Source organism: Microbacterium sp. SLBN-111, from assembly GCF_049739645.1.
Classification (GTDB): Bacteria; Actinomycetota; Actinomycetes; order Actinomycetales; family Microbacteriaceae; genus Microbacterium.
Genome location: NZ_JBMGQH010000001.1, coordinates 721480 through 742899 on the forward strand (window position 1 = coordinate 721480; position 21420 = coordinate 742899).

Here is a 21420-nt window from a genome sequence, read left to right on the forward strand (position 1 = left end):
TACTAGAGAGTCGGTATTGAGTTTGAGCGGATGCCGGGAGCCCGGCCGGGGCGTGGGCTCCCGGCATCCACGAGAGCGGTGCTACTCGCCCTTGTTCTTCTGGATGATCTCGTCCGCGACGGCCTTCGGCACGTCGGCGTAGCTGTCGAACTCCATCGAGTAGACGGCGCGACCCGAGGTCTTCGAGCGCAGGTCACCGATGTAGCCGAACATCTCGGACAGCGGGACGTTGGCGCGGACGACCTTGACGCCGGCGGCGTCCTCCATCGACTGGATCTGGCCACGACGCGAGTTCAGGTCGCCGATGACGTCGCCCATGTACTCCTCGGGAGTACGCACCTCGACGGCCATGATCGGCTCGAGGAGGGTGGGGTTCGCCTTGCGGACGGCCTCCTTGAAGCCCATCGAGCCGGCGATCTTGAACGCCATCTCGGACGAGTCGACGTCGTGCGAGGCACCGTCGAGCAGGATCGCCTTGACACCCACCATGGGGTAGCCGGCGAGCACGCCGACATTCATGGCGTCCTGGAAGCCCTGGTCGGTCGGCGAGATGTACTCGCGCGGGATACGACCACCGGTGACCTTGTTCTCGAACTCGTAGGTCTTGTCGGCCGTGACCTCGAGGGGCTCGAGCGCGAACTGGATCTTCGCGAACTGACCCGAACCACCGGTCTGCTTCTTGTGGGTGTAGTCGTGACGCTCGACCGACTTGCGGATGGTCTCGCGGTACGCCACCTGGGGCTTGCCGACGTTGGCCTCGACCTTGAACTCGCGCTTCATGCGGTCCACGAGGATGTCGAGGTGCAGCTCGCCCATGCCCTTGATGACGGTCTGACCGGTCTCGGCGTTCTGCTCGACGCGGAACGTCGGGTCTTCCTCGGCGAGCTTCTGGATGGCGACACCCAGCTTCTCCTGGTCGGCCTTGGTCTTGGGCTCGATGGCGACCTCGATGACCGGCTCCGGGAACGTCATCGACTCGAGGACGACCTGGTTGGCGGGGTCGCTCAGGGTGTCACCCGTGGTGGTGTCCTTGAGGCCGATGACCGCGTAGATGTGACCGGCGGTCACGGAGTCGACGGGCATCTCCTTGTTGGCGTGCATCTGGAAGATCTTTCCGATGCGCTCCTTCTTGCCCTTGGTCGCGTTGACGACCTGCGCGCCGGAGTCGAGGTGACCCGAGTAGACGCGGATGTAGGTCAGGCGACCGAAGAAGGGGTGCGTCACGATCTTGAACGCCAGGGCCGCGAAGGGCTCCTCGCGGTCGGCGTGGCGCTCGATGACGATCTCTTCGTCCTTGGGGTCGTGGGCCTCGATGGCCGGCACGTCCAGGGGCGACGGGAGGTAGTCGACGACCGCGTCGAGCATCGGCTGGACACCGCGGTTCTTGAACGCGGAGCCGCAGAGCACGGGGTAGAGCTCGGAGGCGATCGTGAGCTTGCGGATCGCGCCCTTGATCTCGGCGACCGTGAGCTCCTCGCCACCGAAGTACTTCTCGAGCAGCGCCTCGTCGGACTCGGCGACCGTCTCGAGCAGCTTCTCGCGGTACTCGGCGGCCTTGTCGGCGAGGTCGGCCGGGATCTCCTGGATCTCGTACTTGGCGCCCATGGTCACGTCACCCTTGGCGTCGCCGGGCCACACCAGGGCGCGCATCTCGACGAGGTCGATGACACCGAGGAAGTCGTTCTCGGCACCGATGGGGAGCTGGATGACGAGCGGCTTGGCCTTCAGGCGGTTCACGATCGTGTCGACCGTGAAGTAGAAGTCGGCGCCCAGCTTGTCCATCTTGTTGACGAAGCAGATGCGGGGGACGTCGTACTTGTCGGCCTGACGCCACACCGTCTCGGACTGGGGCTCGACGCCCTCCTTGCCGTCGAAGACGGCGACGGCACCGTCGAGCACGCGCAGCGAACGCTCGACCTCGACCGTGAAGTCGACGTGTCCGGGGGTGTCGATGATGTTGATCTGGTTCTTGTCCCAGAAGCAGGTGACGGCGGCGGAGGTGATCGTGATGCCACGCTCCTGCTCCTGCTCCATCCAGTCGGTGGTCGCGGCACCGTCGTGCGTCTCACCGATCTTGTGGTTGACGCCCGTGTAGAACAGGATGCGCTCGGTCGTCGTCGTCTTGCCGGCATCGATGTGCGCCATGATGCCGATGTTGCGGACCTTGTGGAGGTCGGTGAGCACGTCTTGTGCCACGGGTGTCTTCCTTACCTGTTGGGAGGTTGATGCCGGGCCCATCGGAGGGTCCGCGACCGGGGTTCGGTCGCGGACCCTCCGCGGGTGTTACCAGCGGTAGTGCGCGAAGGCGCGGTTCGACTCGGCCATCTTGTGGGTGTCCTCGCGGCGCTTGACCGCGGCACCGAGGCCGTTCGAGGCGTCGAGGATCTCGTTCTGCAGACGCTCGGTCATCGTCTTCTCACGACGACCCTTCGCGTAGCTCACGAGCCAGCGCAGCGCGAGGGTGTTCGCGCGGTGCGGCTTGACCTCGACCGGAACCTGGTAGGTCGAGCCACCGACGCGGCGGCTCTTGACCTCGAGGGTGGGGCGCACGTTGTCGAGCGCCTTCTTGAGGGTGGCGACGGCGTCCTGGCTGTTTTTCGCCTCGACGCCGCGGAGGGCGTCGTAGACGATCGACTCGGCCAGCGACTTCTTGCCGTCGACGAGGATCTTGTTGACGAGCTGGGTGACGACGGGAGCGCCGTACACCGGGTCGTTGACGACGGGACGCTTCGGGGCGGGACCCTTACGAGGCATGGTTCTCAGCCCTTCTTCGCGCCGTAGCGGCTGCGAGCCTGCTTACGGTTCTTGACAGCCTGGGTGTCGAGCGCACCGCGGACGATCTTGTAACGGACACCGGGGAGGTCCTTCACGCGACCACCGCGGACGAGCACGAGCGAGTGCTCCTGCAGGTTGTGGCCCTCACCGGGGATGTAGGCGGTGACCTCGGTACCGTTGCGCAGCTTCACGCGGGCGACCTTGCGCATCGCCGAGTTCGGCTTCTTGGGGGTCGTGGTGTACACGCGGGTGCACACGCCGGCCTGCTGGGGGTTCGACTTCAGCGCGGGAGCCTTGGTCTTCGAGACCTTCGGCGAGCGGCCCTTGCGAACCAACTGCTGAATGGTTGGCACGTTCTCTCCTTGTTTGTGCTGCACGGTGACAGCGTCGTGTCTCCCCCGACTCGGCGCGGATCTTGCGATTCGTGACGTGTCGGGCTCACGTGTGATCCACCGCGCGCCAGAATGATCGGGCGTGAGTGTGGTGGATATGCCGTGGGGGTGGCCTGTTCGCAGGCCGTTCCCTGAGATGGTGCGAGCGTTGTTCCGTGCCACAGCCCGGAGGCATGACGCACGGCGCGCGTGAACGCACACCCGCTCAATGATACGCGCCCTGGAGGGTGCGGGCAAACGTGCGCCGGTCGATCCTCAGCCCATCAGCAGGAACAGCGCGACGGCAGCCGCCGCGACCAGGACGACGACCGTCACCGCGAGCACGATCGCCCGGGTCCGGGTCCGGCGGGGAGTCCGCGGCCGGACCTCCGCGGCATCCGGAGCGTCGTCCGGACGAGCGGGCGGAGCCGCGCGGGTCACACGGGCCGCCTCGTCGACCCGGGGACGGTAGAGCTCGTGTTCGCCCGACGGCACGCGGGCGTCGCGCGGCCGGGGCGCCGGGTCTCCCGAGGGGAGCTCGGTGGTCGGGACCTCCGGACTGCGACGGGCGCGGCGCGTTCCCGCCGCGGTGTCCGCGGTCGAGGTCTCGGCCGGTGCGGCATCCCCGCCTCGGCGGCGTCCGGGCGCCGTGGTCTCGTCGACCGGAGGCGCGGGGCGGTCGACGCGGACGGTGTCGTCCGCCGGCGCGGGCACGGGCGCAGGCCGGTCCACCCGCACGGTGTCGTCCGCCGGCGCGGGCACGGGCGCAGGCCGGTCCACCCGCACGGTGTCGTCCGCGGGCGCGGGCACCGGCGCGGGACGGTCCACCCGGACGGTGTCGTCCGCAGGCGCAGGACGGTCCACCCGGACGGTGTCGTCCGGGGGTACCTGACGGCGCACCCGAACGGTGTCGTCGGCGACGGGACGCGCGGAGATCGCGGTGTCCTCGTCGACCTCGTCCTCATCGGTGCCGGTCCCGACTGTCGGCGGGGTCGGCCAGGCACGAAGTCGGCCCGCCCACAGCGTGACATCGTCGGGATCGTCCGGAACGTCGTAAGGGCCGCTCACGCTTCCCTCCGCGTGAGGCGCACCTCCGCGTCGCCGAGGAAGAAGCGCTCGCCCGCCTCGATCTCCTCCCCCGGGGGCGCCTCGACCTCGGTGCCCATGAGGGTGGCGAACAGCACCCCGTTCGTCGAATCGAGGTCGGTCACGAACCACTTCTCGCCGCGGAGCTGCAGACGCGCGTGGGTCTTCGACACCGTCCGGGTCTCGTCGACGATCGCGATGAGCTGGGCGTCGGGATGCGCGGCGTCCGGAGCCGGGCGGCGTCCGAGGATGACGACGTCCGAGGTCAGGTCGACCGGGTTGCCGTTCGGCGGGACGATCGCCCAAGGGATGCGGCGACGGCGGGTCACGACCGTGCGGTCGAGGGCATCGAGCTCGGCGTCCTCGGGATCGGCGGGGAACTCCGGCTGCGTGTAGAGCGCCGACACCGAGCTGCGCGCGGAGCGCGGGGCGCCCGCCTGCGGCGCCTCGGCGACGGCGGAGACCGCTTCCGAAAGCTCGGGGAACTCCTCCCCCGGATCATCGGTTCGCGCGGGGACGGCGGGCACGGCCGCGACGGGAACCGTGGGAGGCGCGGGGCGGGTGAGGGGCGCGTCGGGAACCGGGGTCGAGGCCTCCGGTGCCTCGGCGTCCACCTCGGGGCGAACGGGCATGCGCCACGGGTTGACCGCGGGCTCATCGGCGAGGGGCGCCGTCGGAGCGGCGGCAAGGGGCGCCGACTCCGCGGCCGACCCCTCTCCGTCGAGCGGCGACTCCGAGCGACGACGCACCGGGGAAGCCGGCGACAACGACCCGGGGTTCCACGCGGCATCGTCGTCGACGCTCGCGGGAGCGGGGAATCCCGATGTCCGACCCGCGACCGGTGGGGCCCAGTCCGACGGCGCGGGGACGGCGTCCGACAGCGAGGGCGACGGTGCCGCGAAAGGGAGGACGACGGGTCCGGACACGGGCGCGGGGGGCGTGGCATCCGGTCGCTCGTCGGACTCCGCGGAGGCGGCGGGCTCGGCCGCGGGCGGCTCGGGGGTCCACCCGCCGACGAGGGGGACGTACGGGCCCGCGAAGTCCTGACCGCGGCGGACGGGTGCGGAGTTCTCGTCGACACCGGAACGGCGCACGCCGGGCGCCGCCTCACCCTGCCAGCGCGCGCGGCCGAAACCGAGGATGCTCGCCCAGACCATGGGGAGGAATGCGCCGAGCACGGTCATCCCGGCGCCCCGCCCGAAGGCGAGGTTCACCCGGTGGATGGCGACGATGAAGACCACGGCGTACGCGATCGCTCCGAACACGGGGACGAGCGCGATGAGCACGAGCCACGGCGAGAATCCGCCGAGCTTCAACACCGTCGCCACGTTGAGAATCGGCACCCATCCCTTCCAGCTCGCCTCGCCGGCCTTCGCGAACACCGCGGCGAGCGCCAGGGCGTACCAGACGTACAGGATCACGATGAGGACGAGTGACAGCGCCCCCAGGAGGATTTCCGTGGAATCGTTCATGTCGTCTCGCGCCGACGCTGGCGCTTTCCCCTCTCGTCGCGGTGCGGCGGCCGTCGGCGCGTGGGGCGCGGGGCGAAGAACCGCAGGAACGATCTCAACGATACGGCGGCGCGCACGCGCCGCCACCAGCCGCGCTGACGGGTGAGCGAGCGGCGCTCCTCGTCCACGATGCGCCAGAACTCGGATGCCTCGTCGGCGGTGACCGTGCGGGACGAGAACACCGCGCGGTCGGCGTCGTCGGCGAGCTGCAGCCCCGAGGGAGTGTCGTAGACCTCGGCGAGCTCGCGGCGCGTGGACGATCGAGGCGGTTCGCGGCCGGCATCCACTCCCGCGTCGACGTACTCGTCCCACCCGCCGGCGATCGCCACGCGCGGGTCGGGGTCGCGTCGGCGTCCTCGGCGGCGCAGCGCCTTCGCCACGACGATCGCGAGGAACGGCCCGAACAGGATCAGCACGACCAGCAGCGAGATGCCCGCGACCCGCAGGATCGGCCACAGCCACGCCAGGTCCAGACCTTCGTCGCGCTTGTCGTCGTCGTTGAGGGCGTTGTCCTCCTGCACCGGGTCGGGCGGAACCACCTCGTCCACGGTGTCGGGGCGCACCTCGGTGACGTTCTCGGGGTCGCGCTGCTGCGTGACCTCGAGGCTCGGCGAGAGCTCCCACTGCGGGGTGACGTCGATCGCCGCCCACCGGCCGTCGGAGCCCTGCACCTCGGTCCACGCGCTGAGGTCGCGCGCGCGGCACTCCCCCGCCTGACACGTCGCGACGCCCGGGTCGCTGGAGGTCAGTCGCGTGCCGACCACGACGCGCGCGGGGAAACCGAGCTGGTGGGCGACGAGGGCGGCGGCGACCGCGAACTGCTCGTCGTCGCCCACCGCCGCGACGTAGTTGTTCGTCGTCTGGGCGCGCGGGTCGTCCTCGCGCTCGAGCAGGCGCTGGAACATCGTGTCGATGCGCGCGAGGGAATGCCCCGACGCGCTCGGCTGCAGCTGGTAGCCCGGGAGGTCCTTCGTCCACACCGGCGCCGCGGCCCCCGCCGCCGGGGCGAGCCCGTGGCTGAGGTAGCCGCGCTCGCGGAGGAGCCGGATGAGGGCGACGAGATCCGCACCCGAGGTGCCAGTCGCGTGCTCATCGACCCACCGGCGGAGGTTGTCCCCGCCGGAGACGCCCCCGTCATCCCCGGGAGCGGTCAGGGTCGCGGGGTCGTCGTCGTTCGACTCGATCGCCGTGAGCTCGTAGCCGTCGCCGGAGACGAGTCCTCCCCCGGCGATCTGCACCCCGGCCTCGGCGTCGGTGCTGTAGTAGAAGCTGTCGGCCAGGAGCGTTCTGCCGGTTGCCCTCGAACGTCGCCGAGACGAGGCGCCCGGCGGTCGGCATCCAGATGCCGCCGAGATCGCCGATGCGGATGTCGGCCTGCACTTCGCGCCCCTCGACCGCGGGGAGAGTCGACGGGACGCGCACGAACGTGCCCCGTCGCGAACCGGAGGACCGGAACACCTCGCCGTCGTACGTGTCGAGGGTCGCGAGCCGGATGCGCTCGGGGGCCGCCGCGCCCGCGTCGACGCGGAACAGCACGTCCTCCGCGCGCGCGTCGGAGAACATCGCCCGGTACTCGGACAGCGGGCTCACGGCCTCGGCGATCTGGCGTTCGGGCCCCGCGGCCGACCGCAGCACGCGCCGGTCGGCATCCTTCGCCGCCCACGGCACGACAGCCACCGCCGCGACCACGGCCACCACCACCATGCCGGCGCCGAGGGCGGCGCGCCGCCGATCGGTCCGGGAGCGGCGACGCGGGAGGGCGACGGCACCGTTCTCGCTCGCGCGGCGCAGCGCGCGGGTGCGTTCGTCCCTCGTTCGCCACGCCAGCCACAGCACGGCGGAGAGCACCGCCGCAGTGCCGATGGCCGTCTCGACGGGGGCTGCGAGCGACAGCGGACCCACCGCCCAGGGAGCGCTCGTCGACGTGCGGCCGAAGAACAGCCCGAAGCCGCTCATCGCCAGACCGCTGACGACCGCGGCGGGAGCCCACCGGTCGGCCCGCAGCGCCGAGGCGAGAGTGACCGCGGTCCCGACCAGGAAGACGAGGAGGGCCGGGACGAGCAGGTTGCGGTAGTCGCCGACAGGGAGGTCGACGGTGACCAGGTCCTTCCACGCGAGGAGGACGCCGGAGAACGCCTCCCCGAGGCCGCGCAGGATGTCGAGGGGCGCGCCCGCACGCGAGGGCACGGCGAGCGGCACCGCGAGCACCGTGAAGGCTCCGGCCACGACGGCGGCCGTGATCCATCCGCTCCACCGGCGCCACCGCGCCAGAACCACCGCGCCCGCCGCGACCGGCACCGCGACGGCCACGAGCACCACGAACGCCGGCGACGCGTACACGGGCCAGGCCGCCACCGCGGCGAGCAGGACGCTCACGGCGGTGTACAGCCCGGCCGCGATCGCGCGCGAACGCAGCGCGGGGTCGGTCGAGCGGGGCCGACGGGTCGAGACCGGGGCGCTCATGACGTCGCTCCGCGCACCAGGAGCCCCGCGAGGTCGTCGAGCGTGCCGATCGTGAGGACCGTGAGGCCGGCGACGCTCTGCATGCGCGGGTGGGCGCGCTCGTCGCAGACCACCGCGGCGACGGCCGTGTCCGCGTCGAACGCGAGCGCCGCCTGGCGCAGCCGCCCGATCGACACGATGGAGCCGACGACGACGAACGCGATCGACAGCCTCTCGTTCGCCTCGGATGCCAGCCGGCAGACGTCCTCGACCGGCATGGTGTTCTCGTGGTTCGCGAGCGCGCTGAAGCCGTCGAGCATCGCGCGCGGGGTCACTGCGGGGACATGTCGGATCGCGCGGAGGCGGCCCTTGACGACGCGCGGGATCTCCGAACCGGTCACGACGTCGATGTCTCGGGCGTCACGGACGGCGCGGAGCCCTAGCGACGCGGCGGCCGAGACGGCGAGCTCGTACTCGTCGGCATCCGCGTACTCCTGCGTCGCCGCCGCGAGCACGACGGCCATGCGCGAACGCCGGGACTCCTCGTACTGCCGCACCATGAGCCGGCCCGTCTTCGCGGTCGACTTCCAGTGCACCTGTCGACGCGAGTCGCCCGGAACGTACTCGCGGATCGCGTGGAACGACATGTCCGCGTCCACGAGACGCCGCGTGGCGTTGCCCTCGAGGTCGCGCACGAGACCCGCGCTCGTCGACGGGAGAACGACCGTGCGCGGGTGCACGTAAAGGTCGTGGACGTCGTCGAACGCGTGCTCGCGACGCAGCAGACCGACCGGGTCGCTGCGCACCGTCGTCACGGGACCGATCCGCACGACACCCCGCGGCAGCGGCGGGATCTCGAGCGGCTCGGTGACGCCGTGGCCGGGGCGCAGCAGCGGGACGCCGAACTCGACGAGGCCCTGCCCGACCGGAATATCGAGGCGGCCGGGGAGGGCGGGCCGGCCGCTGTCGTTGCGGACCGCGATCTCGCCCGTCACACCGTGGCCGGCGACCACGCGTTCGTGGGCGAGCGTCAGGTCGACGTCGTACGCGCGGGCACCGAAGAGGAACGGGATGCTCATGACCAGCAGCAGCAGCGCCACCGCGCCGGCGACCATCCACTCGACCCACCCGAAGGCGAGCCCCAGCGCCAGCCCCGCCGTCGCGGCGACGGCCACGACCGCTCCCGCCGGTCGGATCGTGCGTCCGGCCCACCGCACCGTCGTCTCGGCGGCATCCACGATCGTCCGCCACACCTCGGCCGCACGCACCGCGGCGCGCACCAGGCGGCGGGTGCGCCGCGTCGACGTGGAGGTGATCGACGTGCGCGACCCCGTACCCATCGTGCCGGCGGACGTGCGGGTGAGCCGCGACTCGGTGAGGTTCACGTCGGGCACGGCGGCACCCTTCGCGCGGGGAGGACCGGGGGGACGGGCACGGCTCAGGCGCTCTCGCGCTGCGTGGGCGGCACGGTGTCGAGGAGCACCTGCCCGACGACGGCCTCCTGCGTCACGCCGTCGAACTCGGCCTCGGGATGCAGGATGAGTCGGTGCGACAGCACGGGCACGGCGAGCGCCTTCACGTCGTCGGGGGTGGCATACGTCCGTCCCTGGGCCGCCGCGCGGGCCCGGGTCGCCCGGGTGAGCGCGAGCGCGCCGCGGATGCTGACGCCGAGACGGACCTCGTCCGCCGAGCGGGTGGCATCCACGATCCGGGCGATGTAGTCCAGGACGAGGGCGTCGACGTACACGGTCGCCGCGAGGTCGGCCATGCCCACGAGCGCCTGGGGGGTGATGATCGGGCGGAGGTCCGCCGTGGACACGGCAACGCCGTCGAGGATGCGGACCGTGGCGGCGTGATCGGGGTAGCCGAGCGAGGTGCGCAGGAGGAAGCGGTCGAGCTGCGCCTCGGGGAGGCGGTAGGTGCCGGCCTGTTCCACGGGGTTCTGCGTCGCGAGGACCAGGAACGGCACGCCGACCTCGCGGGAGACGCCGTCGATCGTGACGCGGCCTTCCTCCATGACTTCGAGGAGTGCCGCCTGCGTCTTGGGGCTCGCACGGTTGATCTCGTCGGCGAGGACGATGTTGGCGAAGATCGGCCCCGCATGGAACTCGAACGTCCCGGTCTTCTGGTCGTACACGGTGATGCCCGTGATGTCGCCGGGGAGCAGGTCGGGCGTGAACTGGATGCGGGTGTTCGTGCCCTGCACGGACTGCGCGATCGCCCGGGCGAGCGACGTCTTTCCGGTCCCCGGCACGTCCTCGAGGAGCACGTGCCCGTCACTGAGCATCGCGGTCAGGACGAGCTCGACGACGTGCCGCTTGCCGAGCACGGCGCGCTCGACGTTGTCGGCGATCTGCGCGAAGGTCTGGGCGTACCAGGTCGCCTGTTCCTGGGTGATCGTCATGGCGGTGCGTCTCTCTGTCGGGGGGAGTCGGGGGGTCAGGGCTTCGAGGTGGATGTCGGGTCCGGCGTGCCGGGCTTGCACGTACCCTCGGTCTGGAGCACGGCGGAGTCGAGGCCCCAGCCGCGAGCCGACCAGTCGACCGTCACGCGGACGTTCTTCACGGTCGTCGCGCCGATGGGCACCCGCTTCGAGCCGTCGGCGGTGGGGAGCGGCGCACCGTTCTTGTCGTAGTAGCGGATGGCATCCCAGTCGACGGTGAGGGCGGCCTGGTCGTTGCTCGAGCTCGACGACACGTCGAGGTTGTCTCCGCCGACGCAGGATGCCACCCGGGTGCTGGCCTGCACCTGGTACGGCGCGCTGCCCGACGCGGGCGCGACGCGGCCCGTCTCCGAGGTCGTGCCCCACAGCTGGTGTTGGAAGTACACGCCGATGTTCGGGTCGGACCCGAACACCGATGACGTGTTCCCATCGAAGTTCGTGTACTTCACGGTGTTGAAGCGCGGCGGCTTGCTGCCCTCGTTGATGTCCGAAATGCGCCAGCGCGCAACGGGGCGCCCGTCCTCGGTGCCGACCTCGGCCCGCGCGCCGACCTGGAACGTGTACCCGCGCGGAGCCGCGGTGTCCTGCGCCACGCGGTACTCCTGCGTCACGCTTTTCGATCCGTAGGAGGTTCCGTCGTAGCTCGACTCGACGCAGAACGTGAAGGTGTACGCGACGCCGTCGAGCTTGCCCGGGAAGTCCCGGCGCGGGCCGTCATCGCCGACCCGGCAGAACGGGCCCTCGGCGATGCCGTAGCGGAGCTGCGAATCGGTACCGTTCTGTCGCGCCGTCCCCTCCACCGTCACCGTGGACACCCCGTCGCCCGTCGAGCGCGAGGTGATCGTCATGTTCGGCTCGAGCGGCGCGCCGACACCGTGCGCGGAGAACGTCAACGCCGCGCCCTGCGCCGAGCCGCCGAGCCCCGCGGGGACGTCGAACCGTGAGGTGGGGACGACCGTGATCTGGGTACTGGTGTTGCTGCCGACCTGGAACCCGTCGACCCGCACGTCCTTGTCGTTGCGGCCGACGCTGACCTTCCGCGTCTCGCCGGCGGCGCTGCGGATCTCGAGCTGCCCGGTCTCGGCGGACTCCACCCCGTGGATGACGAGGTCGGCGACGTTGCCGTCCCCGTCGCGGGTCACGACGGGCGTGAAGTCGCCCGAGGTGGGACGCGCCGGAGGATCGTAGGCCCACGCGTTCGTGCGCACCGAGCCGCGGGACTCGCCCACGGCGTTCACCGCCGTGACGACGTACTCGCGCTGCTCGCCGTTCGGGGCCGAGATCGACGCGCACGAGCCGTCCGCGTCGCACTGGCCCACGACGTTCCCGCCGTAGCGCACGGTGAACCCGGTGAGCGCCGGATACGCGCGGCGCGCCTCGCCCGGGTCGACGCGCAGCGTGAGCGAGCCGTCCGCGTAGGCGGTCTGGCGCACGCTCGCGGGTGCGCGCGGGTAGCCCTGCAGGTCGAGGACGACGCGGGCGTCGCGCGTCCCGGCGGTCGAGCGCCCCTGCGCGTCGCGCAGGGTGACGTTGGCCGCGCACGTCGCGCCCGGTGCGTCGGCCGTCCACGAGGCACGGACGCTGTCGGACGACGCGACGTCGAAGCTCACGCCCGCGCACGCGCTCGTCGGGCGCACGCTCACGACCTCGAGCGGCGTCCGCGGCAGCGGGTTGACCTCACCCGACAGGCCGACCGCACCGATCGTGCAGCTCGACCCGGACGCCTGCGAGCACTGCTGCGTCGTCGTGCCGCCCTGGGGCAGCGTCGAGGGCGCGGAACCGACGCGCAGCAGCAGGCGCGCGGGGGCGACGGCCTTGTGGCTGGTCACCGAGATGATCGCGGCGTTCTCGGTGCCGGGCACGGCGCGGTCGGCGCCGGTCACGGTCACGGTCGATCCGTCCAGCGTCACGGACGAGAACGCCGAGCCCGAGTACTCCAGCGCGTAGCGGATGCCGGCCCAGTCCTCGCGGCCGAGCTGCCACGACGTCATCTTCTGCAGGTCGAAGGTCGCCGTCTCGCCCGGACCGACGGTGAGCGACGCGGGGCGCAGCTCGGGCTGGGGTTCCCGCGCGACGATGCCGATGGGCACCGACAGCACCGTCCAGTCCTCGGTGCCGGCGAGCCGGACGGGCACCTGACAGGCGTCGGTCCACGGAGACCCGGTGCCCGCGTCGTAGCGGACGACGGTGCCGGTCACCGAGCACCGCCCCTCCGAGCGCACGCCGGTCGTCGAGACGTCGGGTCCGACCTCGAGCGTCGACCGGCGCGGCACGGCGACGAGGGAGGCCATGTCGAAGTCGACGGATGCCAGTTCGTCGACCTTCTGCGCCGAGTTCGGCCGCAGCGCGAGAGTGAGGTCGTCGTCGCCGGGCACCCGGAGGAAGCCGTACGTCGTGACCTCCTGGTCGCCGACGGTGCCGGTCACGGCGAAGGGGATGATGCGGCGCGTGGCGGGCAGCTCCCCCGAGATGCGTCGGCCGTCGACGCGGACGCCGGTGGGTTCGCCCCACAGCGACACGCGCAGATCGCCCACGTCGCCGCCCGACCACGTCGCGCGACCCTCGAGCACGTCGACGCCCGAGACGAACTGGTCCCGGTCCTCGACGGTGAGGACGGTGTCGGAGACCACGGGATAGTCGGGCACGCTCTCGCGCACGACCTTGACGACGACGAGCCCGCGGCCGGTGTTGCCGGAGTCCGACTCGACGTCGTAGAGGAACGACATGGTCGCCGGGGCCTCGCCCGCGCGGATCACGACGCCCGTGTCGGACACGCTCTCCACCAGCGCGTCGAGGCGCGCGTACTCGGGGTTGTCGCTGCCGTCGACGAGCGTCTTCGGGAGGTCGGGACGCACGCCCGTGAGCTTCAGGCGACCCTGAGTCGGATCGATGTCGTTGGCCAGCGGGCTCACGCGGATGCGGCTGTCCGGACCGGCCTGCACCTGCACGTAGTCGGTGAACGTGATGGGGCTCGGGTTGGCCTCGGCATCCAGGACTCCGATGCGCACCGTGCCCTCCCCCGTCGCGCCGGAGGGGTCCACGACGCGGTAGCGGAACGACACCTGGCCGCGGTCGCCCGGCACCGAGGAGTACACGATCGACGACCCGTCGGCCGAGATCGAGGCCGTGCCCCGGTCGGGCTGGTTCACGATGCGGTCCAGCGCGACGGCATCGCCGTCGGGGTCCACGCCGAAGCCATGGAACGGGATCGTCGTCGTGCCGCCGCTCAGGACGCGCCCCTGGAGCGTGTCCGGGATCGGGGCGCGGTTGGCCTCCGGCCCCAGCACCGTGATCCGGACGGTCGCCTCGTCCCACAGCGACGGCGTCCCGGTCGTGTAGACGCGGTAACGCACCTCATACGTCCCCGGCGTCGTCGGGGCGAGGTAGCGCAGCACCCCGCCGGAGGCGAAGGCGAGACCGTCGCTCGCGGGCGTGGACTGGATGGATGCCGGATCGAGCGTCGGAAGTCCGCCGGCCGGGGACACGTCGTTGTCGAGCACCGGGATGTCGGCCTGCGCTCCCGCGCGCACCGTGACGGTGTCGTCGACCGCGATGGGTGCGATCTCGGGAGCGGGCGGCAGGAGGTACACCGTCGCCTCACCGGCGACGCGCGATCCCTCGTCCTCGGTGCCGTCGCTCACCGTGTAGGTGACCGTGCCGAGCAGGCCCGCGCCGCCCTCCGCGGTGCTGCCGGAGACGCGCAGGTCGTTCTGCCCGACGGTGTCGACCGTGAGCGATGCTCCGTCCTCCGCGCTCGCGGCCACGTCGCTCAGCAGCAGCACGCGTCCCGTGGGGTTGGACACCGCGGCGAAGACGTCGAGCGTCGCGTCTTCCTGCGGCCGGACGAAGGCGACCACGGGCGCGGTCGACAGCTGCGCCGGCGCGTCGGCCGGCAGCAGCGTGATGCGCGCGGTGCCCGTGGCATCCCGCCCCGCTCCCGTGACCGTGAAGTCGACGCGGTACACACCCGGCTGAGTGGCCGTGAAGTCGAACGTCGTCGTGCCCCCGACCGCCGTGGCGGTCGCGGCCGCGTCATCGAGGATGCGCACCGAGCCGATCGTGACGTCGCCCGCCGTGCCGGTCACGTGCGGTCCGACGTCGACGGTCAGCGCGGATCCGGCGGTGTCGACGACGGCGAAGGACTGCACCGCGAGCGCCGGATCGGGCGTGACGCGGATGACCAGCGGCTTCGTCGCCGTTGCTCCCGAGGTGTCGGCGACCGTCACGTCGAGCTGGATCGTCTGCTCGCCGCCGGAACCGTCGTCGGAATGCTGGTACACGACCTCACCGGCGGGAGTGGATGCCACGCTCCCCACGCCGCTCGGATTGTCCACCGACAGCAGCAGCAGCGGATCGCCGTCCGGGTCGACCCATCCGGTGAGCACCGGCACCGTGATGGTGCCACCGCGCGCGACCTCGGGCGTCGGCCACGGCTGCAGGCACTTCTCCACGCCGCACCAGACGGGCGCGGCGTTGGTCCCCGACGGAGACACCGTCAGCGTCACGGTCGTCGGCGACGACGTGAGGCCGTCGGCGGTGGTGCCGTCGGTCACGGCGTACGAGAAGGTCGCCGAGCCCGTCGCACCCGGTGCGACGCGGACCGCGAGCTGCTGCCCGTGGTCGGTGATCGAGAGGCTGCCGAACCCGGGATCGAGGCCGGTCACGCTCTCGGGGACGATGCTCAGCACGTCCTTGTTGGGGTCGTGGTCGTTCAGCAAGACCGGGAGCGTCACCAGGCGGCCCGCGCGGACGCCGAAGGCGTCGGGCTCCGCGATCGGCGGCTTCGGGTCGAGCACCACGTCGAGCTGCTGGTCGCTCTGGACCGCGGCCTGCTCGGTCCGGTCGTCGAGCGTCCAGCTCTGGCTCGACGCGACGAGCGCCCCGTCCGGCACGGTCCATACCCAGCCGGTGCGGGTCTCGTTCAGGATGACGGCATGGTCGGTCGCGACGAACACCGGCCGCCGCTGGTCGGGCATCGTCGCCCCGCCGTACGAGAGGTCGGTCTCGCCGGCATCCGATCGCCACAGCGTGCCGCGTGCGTCGCCGGGGAGCAGCCAGGCCGCGTACGCGACGCCGTCGTGCTCGAGCGGCTTGGCGGGCTGTCCCAGCACGTTCCCGCCCGCGCCGACCTCGCGCCGCGGCTCGCCGCCGTCAACGGGAACGCTCCACAGGGACTGGTCGTCGGCGAGGTACACGACCCGGCCGCGGGCGTCGGGGTCGCCGACCACGAGCTGCTCGGTCGTGCCGAGGTCGACCGGGTCCTTGCCGCGCACCCACACGCGTCCGGCCTCGGCGTCCACGAGCGCCCACTGGTCGCCCGCCGCCGTGATCACGGGCGACGCGACGTCGGCCTGCAGCGCGTCGCGTCCCTTGAGCTCGTCCGCATCGATGTCGTACCGGATGACCGATCCGTCCGCCGACGAGTACGCGAAGATCATCCCCCGGTCGTCGACGGCCACGGCGTCCGCGGTGTACGTCCGGGCGTTCTCGTCGCCCGCGGTGTCGAACGGGTCGAGTTGGGTGACCGACTGCCCGGCGCGGCTCAGGTGCCCGGCGAACAGGGCACCGGTGTCGGTGCGGTACACGACGTAGTCGCCCGCGGTGACGACGGAGGTCGTACCGGGCGGCGTCTCGGGCGAGGCCTGCAGCTGATCCTCCTGCAGGTCGACGGGCTGCGCCTCGTCGATCCGGGTGAGCTTGCTGTAGCCGTCGGTGAAGAGGTACGCCCCGTCGGGGCTCTGCGCGACCTGGCTCGGGTTCCCGGCCGTGCGCACGGTGTCGAGTTCGCCGACGGTGGTGTTGACACGCGCGTAGCGCTGGCCCTCGCCCGTCTGCAGCGCCCACACCGACGTGTCGACCTCCGGAGTCTCCTGCGCGTCGAGACCGGGCCAGACGATGCTCGCCGTCACGACGAGCGCGGCGGCGGCGAGGGCGGACGTCAGCCCCGCGATGGTGCGTCGTCTCATCGCACGACCCCGGTGGCCACGAGGGCGGCCACGACGATCGCGGCGGCGACCACGAGCGTCGCCCCGGCGAGCACCCACGGCAGGACGCGATGCGCGGCACGCGTCGGGGCGGAGATGTCGGTGTCCTCGTCGCGGACCAGACCCGCGACCCCCGACGGCCCGCGCGACTTGCGCACGCCCTCGCGCTCGATCCGCGAGCGGGCGGGGCCGCGCAACGTGCCGTCGGCGAAGTCGACCGCGCGCGCCGTCGGCGCCCACTCGGCCGCCGGCACCTCCAGCGGCGTCGCCGGCAGCCCGAGCTCGGTCTGCACCTGCTGCAGCGCCTCGCCTAAGGCGCGCGCGCTCGCGTATCGGTCCGCGGGGTTGCGGGACATCGCCCGCGCGAGGACGGCCTGCAGCGACGGCGGCACGTCGGTGCGGGCGATCTCGGTGTACGACGCCCGAGCGATCCGGCGGCGCAGCTGCTCGCGGGAGTTCTGCCCGCGCTCGCGCCGCTCGAACGGGCTGTGCCCGGCGAGCAGCGAGTACACGGTGGCCCCGAGGCTCCACACCTCGCTCGACACGGTTCCCGCGGTCTGCTCCGCGATCACCTCGGGCGCGCTCCACGGCACGCTCATCGCGAGCATCTCGTCGACGCCCTGCCGCACGAGAGAGGACGAGATGCCGAAGTCCGCGAGCACCGGCGCGCCGAACGTGGTGACGAGGATGTTGCTGGGCTTCACGTCGCGGTGCACGAGGCCGGCGTGGTGCGCGGACTCCAGCGCGCCGGACATGCGCACGCCGATCGACAGCACCTCGGCCACCGGCATCCGCTCGACCCGATAGCGCTGCGCGAGCGACCCGGGGCAGTACTCCATGACGATGTACGGGCGACCGTCGGCCGAGATCCCGGCCTGGTACACCGTGACGATCGACGGGTGCGCCGACAGGTGCGCGAGCACGTCGGCCTCGGCGTTGAACATGCGCAGGAGGTCGGGGTCGCGCACGTCGCTCGGGAGCACCTTCACCGCGACGTCACGGCGCGGCATGTCCTGCCCGTAGAGGAAGACGTCGGCGAAGCCGCCCGACCCGAGCGGTCGGATGTAGGCCAGGCCCGGGAGGATCGGGGGCGTCGAGGGCAGGCGCTGCGGCATCGTGGCCCCCTCCCCGGAACTCGCATCCGCCACACCTCGCGCGGACAGTTCGCAACTCTAACAAAAGCCGCTGAGGCGCCCCGAGGCCTTGTGGACGGAGCTCAGGATGCCATCGGCCCCGGGTCGCGCGGATCGAAGGGCGCGTCGAGCGACCGGGAGAGATCGTCGAGCAGGGCCGCGATCTGCGGCTCGACGTACTCCGCGACGGCGGCCTGGATGCGGAGCCGGTGGTGCAGGAGCATCGCGCAGACCTCGCGGCCGATCATGTTCGCGTAGTCGTCGGCGAGCCCCACCTCCTGCCGGAGCGCGGCCTTCGCGGCATCCGACAGTGGCGGGAGAGCGGGGAGTTCCGCCTCCTCCTCGGCGGCCAGACCCGTCAGCGTGAAGAGGAACGGCGCGTCGGGTTCGGGCTCGGGGTCGAGTGGCATCCCCTCGAATTCCGGTTCCAGGCCCTCGGACGGACGGTACGACCGGCGCCGATTGCGCGCGGCCTGCTGGTCGAGCTCGGCCTGGAGCATCGGGAGGTTGCGCGAGGTGTACTCCGCGACGGCGTGATCGACGATGGTCTTCACGCGCGTCGACAGTCCGTGCTGCACGCCGTGCGGCACGTCGGAGCCGAGACCCGCGGCCGACAGCACCGGCGACCCGAAGCAGCGTCGGCACGGAGCGACGCGGCCGCGGTGGTGGGCCGGCTCCCACCGGGGCAGCCAGGCGAGCCAAGCGTCCACCGCCTGGCCGACCTGGGTCTCGAGCGACCGCTCCACACCCCTAAGCTAGCCCGCCGCGTGTCCGAACGGGCGGATGCCACGACTCCCGGGTCATCGATCGTCGTCGTCGTCGCGTTCCCAGCGCCAGTGCGGGCCCTCGCCGCGGCGGCGCACGAGCAGCACGCCGAACGCTCCGGCGAGCAGCCCCGACACGGCGATCACGGCACCCGGCCACCCGAGCGCGACGGCCGCCGCCGCGGCGAGGCCCCGGGCGAGGTCGCCCCCGGTCACGGCCGCGCCGATCGCGATGCCGAGCGTCTCGCCGACGTACGCCCCGATCGCGCACGGCACCGCGGTCACGTACCCTGCGGGTTCGGCGCGAAGCCCCCACAGCAGCACCCCCGCGAAGAGCAGCAGGGCCAGCAGCATGCCGCCGACCCCCGGCAGCGGCCCGAGGCCGCGAACCGGGATGACGTCGGCGTCCAGGAGCAGGCTGGCCACGCCGAGGCCACCGATGGCCAGCGCGAGGAACGTCGCCGTCGCGAAAACGACGGCGGCCGGCGGGGTCACCCCCGCCGGCCGCGGCGTGTCTGTCATGGCATCCGGGTCACTGCGAGAGGACCGGGCCCGCTTCGAGCGTGCGCTCGTACTCGCGCTGCGCCTCGTCGTTGAGCTCGGTGACGCGGCGACCGCGACGGGCGACCCACGCGCCGAACCACACGGTCAGCTCGCGGCCGAGCACGAAGGCGACGATCGCGAGCGGGGCGAGCACGCTCGCCTGGACGACGTCGATCCCCTGGCGGGCGGTCAGCATCCAGAACGGAGCGGCGAAGAGCGCACCCAGGACGAAGCCGCCCCACGAGATCACGCCAACGATAAGACCCCAGACGACCCAGTGACCCCAGCCACCCCGGTTGATGATCGAACCGAGGAACCAGAATCCGACGAAGAACGCCACCGTGGGAACCCACAGCGTCCACGTGCCGAGCGCCGAGAGAGCGGCATCCGCGAGACCGTCGACCTGGATCCTGCCGAGGAGCAGACCGAGACCGAGCGTCGCGGCGAGGTAGAGAACGGCGAACACGAGCGCCGCGAGAAGGCCGATGGCACCGGCGGCACCGCGGTTGCCGCGCGGACGCGGGGCCTCGGGCGCCTGGACGAAGATCGGCTGCGCGGCGCCGACCGGACGCGTCTCATCGGCGTACGCGACGGTGGGGGCGGCTGAAGCCGCGCCGGCAACCGCAGCGGCGGGAACCGTCGCGTCGGTGCGGTACTCGTCACGGACCGGCTCGGCGGCGGGGGCGGACGTCGTCGCGGCCTCGGGCTCGGCCGACGCAGCGTACGCGGCCCAGCGGGCGTCCTCGTCCTCGAGGTCGACGGAGCGGTGCGCGGCGGGCGCCGAGACGGCCGTCGGCGTGCTCGGCTCGACCGGCGAGGCGTCGTGCACCGTGGTCGCGGCGGCGGGAGTCGCGGCGGCCTGCTCGGACTCGCGCTCCTTCCACGCCGCAGCGGCTTCCTCCGGCTCGACCGCGTCGCGGCGGGCGGCCTCGGCGTCGGCGAGCCCCTCGTGGGCACGGCCGACGACGTCGTGCGCCTCTTCCTTGGGCTCGTCGACGGGGTCGCCGTACGACTGGGGGTCGCTCATCGGGGTCTCCTCACGCGCGCAGATATGGTGCGGCGCCAGGCTAACCCGCGCGGCGGCCCGCGCCGCGGAGGCGTGCCGTCGTGTGTCGGTCTCGACCGTGTCGGCGGTGCCGCCTAGGGTGGGCGGCATGACCGGTCGACCGACATCCACGGCTCTCGCCGCGGTGCTCGCGCTGGCCGCGGCACTCGCCCTCAGCGCGTGCGCCCCCGATCCGGATGCCGCGCCGGGGCCGACCGCAGCGTCGCCGGTGGTCTCCTCCACACCCACCGGCACCCCGATACCGACGATCACGCCGACCGTGGCCCCGGCATCCATTCCGACCGATTGCCGCACGATCCTCACCGCAGACGTGCTGTCGCAGCTCGGCTCCATTCCGCTCAATGATCCGAAGCTCGGCGCGTCCGGGGTCCAGCCCGACGGGTCGCTCATCTGCATCTGGCGCGACCCCGCGGCCGACACCACGGGTCTCGTCACGCGGATCTCGCGCATGGACCGCGGCCCCGCGCTCGACATGCTCAACGACCTCGTCAACACCCAGGGCTTCAGCTGCTACACCCCCGACGAGGGCACCCGTTGCGAGAAGACCTGGATCAACACGACGTACGCCGTCAACGACGGCCGCACCCTGTTCTGGCGCAACGACGTCCTCATCGACACGCAGTACTCGAACCTCGCCCCGACGGGCTACACCGCGAGCATCATCGCCGCGATCTACGGCTGACGACGCCCCGTCACTCGCCGAAGGCGCGAGATGCCACGATCGCGGTGTACCCGTCCGGCATCCATCCCGAGAACGTCGACGACACCCACCGGTCGCCGCGGAGATCGTGGACCTCGGTGACGCCGTCGGCCGTGCGCTCGCAGTGGACCGTGTCGGCGTCGGTCGCGCACGCGAAGCCCTGACCGGACAACGTCGCTTGGACGGCAGCGGCACCGTCGGCGGACACCGTGGCCACGCTGCTCTCGAGCCAGCGCCCGCCCTCGCCCCGCCAGTGGCACGTGATCACGGGAGTCGGCGCGGCCGCGGCGACCGCCTCGGGCGTGGACAGCGGCCCGGTGTGCCGCTGCGTCAGCAGCGCCTCCGGCGACCACACCAGTTCGGACCACATCGGCTGCGTGTACAGGTCGCGGCAGGTCGTCGCCGGGCCGGGCACGCGCGGAGCGTCGGTCCAGGGCGGGGTCGTCGAACCCGCGCGGAGCGTGTCGCCGACGAACGTCACCGTCCCCGGCAGACCCGGCGCGGCCAGCACGAGCAGGGCCGCCACGACCGCAGCGCACAGCACGCCCACCGGCCACGCGATCCACGCACTGCGGCCACCGACTCGAGCCATCCGTTCCTCC

Annotated in this window: 16 protein-coding genes; 1 reads left to right on the plus strand and 15 read right to left on the minus strand. The window is 72.1% G+C overall.

Annotated elements, in window-relative coordinates:
- Positions 1–81: 81 nt before the first annotated feature.
- From fusA to RKD05_RS03525, 14 genes are all read right to left on the minus strand, one after another.
- The gene (gene fusA / locus RKD05_RS03460) at positions 82–2196 is read right to left on the minus strand and encodes an elongation factor G (protein ID WP_022878283.1); all 2115 of its coding nucleotides are present in this window, start codon (positions 2194–2196) and stop codon (positions 82–84) included.
- Between the two features lie 87 nt (positions 2197–2283).
- Complete coding sequence (gene rpsG, locus RKD05_RS03465; protein ID WP_022878284.1) at positions 2284–2754, minus strand: 30S ribosomal protein S7; 471 nt, start codon at positions 2752–2754, stop codon at positions 2284–2286.
- 5 nt (positions 2755–2759) lie between these two features.
- A complete protein-coding gene (gene rpsL, locus RKD05_RS03470) occupies positions 2760–3128 on the minus strand; it encodes a 30S ribosomal protein S12 (protein WP_013584051.1) in 369 nt (122 codons plus the stop codon).
- Between the two features lie 294 nt (positions 3129–3422).
- Positions 3423–4214 carry a hypothetical protein gene (locus RKD05_RS03475; protein WP_424708030.1) on the minus strand — a complete coding sequence of 264 codons (792 nt, stop codon included), beginning with the start codon at positions 4212–4214 and terminating at the stop codon, positions 3423–3425.
- A complete protein-coding gene (locus RKD05_RS03480) occupies positions 4211–5704 on the minus strand; it encodes a DUF5684 domain-containing protein (protein WP_424708031.1) in 1494 nt (497 codons plus the stop codon). The genes RKD05_RS03475 and RKD05_RS03480 overlap by 4 nt, the downstream gene beginning before the upstream one ends.
- Positions 5701–6981, minus strand: a complete 1281-nt coding sequence (locus RKD05_RS03485; RefSeq protein ID WP_424708032.1) for a transglutaminase domain-containing protein — start codon at positions 6979–6981, stop codon at positions 5701–5703. Before RKD05_RS03485 ends, RKD05_RS03480 begins: the two co-directional genes overlap by 4 nt.
- Positions 6878–8206, minus strand: a complete 1329-nt coding sequence (locus RKD05_RS03490) for a DUF3488 domain-containing protein (RefSeq protein WP_424708034.1) — start codon at positions 8204–8206, stop codon at positions 6878–6880. The genes RKD05_RS03485 and RKD05_RS03490 overlap by 104 nt, the downstream gene beginning before the upstream one ends.
- A complete protein-coding gene (locus RKD05_RS03495) occupies positions 8203–9579 on the minus strand; it encodes a DUF58 domain-containing protein (protein WP_424708036.1) in 1377 nt (458 codons plus the stop codon). Before RKD05_RS03495 ends, RKD05_RS03490 begins: the two co-directional genes overlap by 4 nt.
- 44 nt (positions 9580–9623) lie before the next feature.
- Positions 9624–10589 carry an AAA family ATPase gene (locus RKD05_RS03500; RefSeq protein ID WP_424708038.1) on the minus strand — a complete coding sequence of 322 codons (966 nt, stop codon included), beginning with the start codon at positions 10587–10589 and terminating at the stop codon, positions 9624–9626.
- A gap of 35 nt (positions 10590–10624) precedes the next feature.
- On the minus strand, positions 10625–16594 hold the full coding sequence (locus RKD05_RS03505) for an Ig-like domain-containing protein (protein ID WP_424708039.1): 5970 nt from the start codon (positions 16592–16594) through the stop codon (positions 10625–10627).
- A complete protein-coding gene (locus RKD05_RS03510; protein WP_424708041.1) occupies positions 16591–17727 on the minus strand; it encodes a serine/threonine-protein kinase in 1137 nt (378 codons plus the stop codon). The genes RKD05_RS03505 and RKD05_RS03510 overlap by 4 nt, the downstream gene beginning before the upstream one ends.
- Before the next feature lie 101 nt (positions 17728–17828).
- On the minus strand, positions 17829–18491 hold the full coding sequence (locus tag RKD05_RS03515; RefSeq protein WP_424708042.1) for a spermidine/putrescine ABC transporter substrate-binding protein: 663 nt from the start codon (positions 18489–18491) through the stop codon (positions 17829–17831).
- A gap of 54 nt (positions 18492–18545) precedes the next feature.
- Positions 18546–19031 carry a hypothetical protein gene (locus RKD05_RS03520; RefSeq protein ID WP_424708044.1) on the minus strand — a complete coding sequence of 162 codons (486 nt, stop codon included), beginning with the start codon at positions 19029–19031 and terminating at the stop codon, positions 18546–18548.
- A 10-nt stretch (positions 19032–19041) separates the two neighbouring features.
- A complete protein-coding gene (locus tag RKD05_RS03525; RefSeq protein WP_424708045.1) occupies positions 19042–20079 on the minus strand; it encodes an ABC transporter in 1038 nt (345 codons plus the stop codon).
- Between the two features lie 127 nt (positions 20080–20206).
- Here RKD05_RS03525 and RKD05_RS03530 point away from each other — a divergent pair, with 127 nt between their 5' ends.
- Positions 20207–20800 (plus strand): hypothetical protein, encoded by a 594-nt coding sequence (locus RKD05_RS03530; protein WP_424708046.1) that lies wholly within the window; start codon positions 20207–20209, stop codon positions 20798–20800.
- A 10-nt stretch (positions 20801–20810) separates the two neighbouring features.
- Here the strand turns inward: RKD05_RS03530 and RKD05_RS03535 are convergent, their stop codons facing one another.
- Complete coding sequence (locus tag RKD05_RS03535) at positions 20811–21410, minus strand: hypothetical protein (protein WP_424708048.1); 600 nt, start codon at positions 21408–21410, stop codon at positions 20811–20813.
- Between the last annotated feature and the right edge of the window lie 10 nt (positions 21411–21420).